The following is a 391-nucleotide window of genomic DNA, read 5'->3' on the forward strand; positions in this document are numbered from 1 at the left end:
CGAGCGGTCCAACGCCAAATGCGACATTCTTTCCATCGCGAGTACGAGCATCGTATCGCAGTTTTTTCGGAGCGCCTTGGGATACCGACGCAGCTTTCGGCCGAGTTGGCTTCTCTGCACCGAACACTAGATGGGCTTATCTCGTCAATTGTTGCTTACGAAGCGGAATTGAACCTGGCGAAGTCGGATAAAGCAGGCGCTGATCTTCGCGAACGTCTTCCTGAGCTACAGTCCCAGCTTGACGAGGTCCGAGAGCTCACTTCCAAAATTGTTCGAAATCGATTCCCAGAGGATGCGGCCTCCCTTCTAGAGTCCGAAAATCTATGGGAGAGCACCATCACGCTGGTCGCATCTGCCCACGGTGTCAATAATCCGATCGCTCTGTCACGTT

At 53.5% G+C, this 391-nt stretch carries 1 protein-coding gene; it reads left to right on the forward strand.

Features of this window, described 5'->3' with window-relative positions:
* Nucleotides 1-18: 18 nt before the first annotated feature.
* The coding region (locus CR156_RS23085) for a hypothetical protein (RefSeq protein ID WP_207764229.1) at nucleotides 19-391 on the forward strand (373 nt) is incomplete at its 3' end.

Origin of the sequence: Stenotrophomonas lactitubi, from assembly GCF_002803515.1 — a bacterium.
Classification (GTDB): Bacteria; Pseudomonadota; Gammaproteobacteria; order Xanthomonadales; family Xanthomonadaceae; genus Stenotrophomonas; species Stenotrophomonas lactitubi.